Here is a 2204-nt window from a genome sequence, read left to right as displayed (position 1 = left end):
GGGCGATGAAGGCCAACGGCGTCGCGCCGGGCGTCATCGCCCAGTCGACCGGGCTGGACCCCGCGGTCATTGCCGGCCTTTGACAGGCGATGACTGCCGGTGGACACCGAAGTCCGGTGCGCTCACCCCTTGGCGCTATACCCCGCATACTTGGCCAGCAGCCGCCGCGGCGGTTTGAAGGCGTCACGCCGGAAGGGATCGGCCAGGGTGCGGGTGAGCCGCAGGTCGATGACGGTCGGACGGTTGGAGTCGAGCGCGGCCTTCAGCGCATCGCCAACCTGATCCTCGTGCTCGACGGTGAGCCCGTGCGAGCCCATCGCCTGGGCGACCTCGGCGAAGTTCGGGTTGTCAAGCTCGGTGCCCAGGAAACGGCTGCCGAAGTAGTCGATCTGGTTGCGTTTCTCGGCGCCCCACTGGGCGTTGTCGAAGACCACGGCGACGACCGGGATCGCTTCGCGCACACAGGTGAGGACCTCGGCCAGGCTCATCCCCCAGGCGCCGTCGCCGACATAGGCGATGGACGGGCGGTCCGGGCGTCCCACCTTGGCGCCGATCGCGGTGGGGAAGGCGTAGCCGCAGTTGCCAAAGCTCATGGCGGCAAAGAAGGACCTGGGACCGTCGAAGTGCAGGTAGCTGTTGGCCACTGAGCAGACGTTGCCGATGTCGGTGGCGACCATCGCGTTGGCCGGCAGTGCACGCGCGAGTTGGGTCAGTGCCCGGCGCGGGTCGACCCGCCCGGGCTCATTGGCGCCGGCCAGGGCGGCGAGTTCCAACGCCCAGGCACGGCGCTCCGCGTCGATCACCGCCAGTCGGTCCGCCACCGGGTGGGCCACGCCCCCCAGCGTATTCAGGGCCTCCCCGAGCGCCCGGGCGGTGGCGCGGGCATCGCCGTGGATGCCGAGCGCAATCGGCTTCACCAGGCCGAGCACGCGCGCCTCGGTGTCCACCTGGATGATCTGCGCCTCCCGCGGCCAGTAGTCGAGACCGTACTGGGGCAGGGTGCCGAAGGGACCGAGCCGGGTGCCGAGCGCCAGCACCACGTCGGCGCGTGCGATCAGACGCATCGCCGCCCGGGAGCCCTGGTAGCCGAGCGGTCCGGCGGCCAGCGGATGGCCGGCGGGAAAGCTGTCGTTGTGCAGGTAGGAGGTCACGACCGGGGCCGAGAGCTGCTCCGCCAGACGGATCAACTCGGGCACGCCATCGGCCATGCCCACGCCGCCGCCGGCCAGGATCACCGGGAAGCGGGCCGCGGCCAGGAGCCGGGCCGCCGCCTGGATCGCCTCCGGGCTGCCGGGGCCGCGCTCGATGCGGAAGGGGCGCGGAATCTCGGTCTCGATCTCTCCATAGAAGTAGTCGCGCGGGATGTTAACCTGGGTCGGTCCGTATTCGTGCAGGGCGTAGTGAAAGGCCCGACCGGTCAGCTCGGCGATGCGTGCCGGGCTGTTCACATGGGTCTGCCAGCGGGTGATCCGCGAGAAGATCGGTAACTGGTCCGTCTCCTGGAATCCACCCAGGCCGGCCGTGGCGCTGCCGGCCTCCGGGGTGATCGCGACCACCGGCGAGTGCGCCCAGTAGGCGGCGGCGATGGCGGTGACGAAGTTGGTGACACCCGGGCCGTTCTGCGCGATGCAGACCCCGTGCCGGCCGGTCGCACGGGCATAGCCGTCGGCCATGTGCCCGGCGTTCTGCTCGTGCGCGGTGGAGATGAAGCGGATTCCGGCCAAGGGGAACAGGTCATGGGCGTCCATGTAGGCCGAGCCGACGATGCCGAAAACATCGGTGACGCCGTTGGCGACCAGGGTCTCGACAAAGGCCTCGGAGGCGCTGACGCGCTGTTTCCCTTCGTAGGCGGGCATGCGGTGGGCTCCGGCGGAAATGAGGTGCGGGAGGGGCAGTCTAGGCGGGGGCCTGCGCCGGGCGAACGAAACAAAGCTGCGTTCGTTATCTCGCTTTCGGCGCTGCGCAGAATGTGAAAAGCAATCAAGAATTGCCTATTTTGTGGACCACTGCCCGCGGCCCTATCGTGACACCGTCCGGTGCCTTGCGGTCATGCGCAAGGAGGCATTGATCATCGTTCCGGCCGCCGTAGGTCGCCCTTCAGGGCGACCGCCCGTCATCGCGCAAGCCTGAAGGGCGACCTACACCTGCCCGTGGCCAGAACGATGATCAAGGCCCGCAACCACACCCCGCCATAAGCCGCTGAT

General features: G+C 69.0%; 1 protein-coding gene. It reads right to left on the bottom strand.

Annotation, left to right across the window (positions count from 1 at the left end):
* Positions 1-122: 122 nt before the first annotated feature.
* Complete coding sequence (xsc, locus tag QZY44_RS24495; RefSeq protein WP_295454304.1) at positions 123-1856, bottom strand: sulfoacetaldehyde acetyltransferase; 1734 nt, start codon at positions 1854-1856, stop codon at positions 123-125.
* Positions 1857-2204 lie beyond the last annotated feature (348 nt).

Source organism: uncultured Thiodictyon sp. (assembly GCA_903837595.1).
Lineage (GTDB): Bacteria > Pseudomonadota > Gammaproteobacteria > Chromatiales > Chromatiaceae > Thiodictyon.
This window is presented reverse-complemented; position numbering and strand designations above follow the sequence as displayed.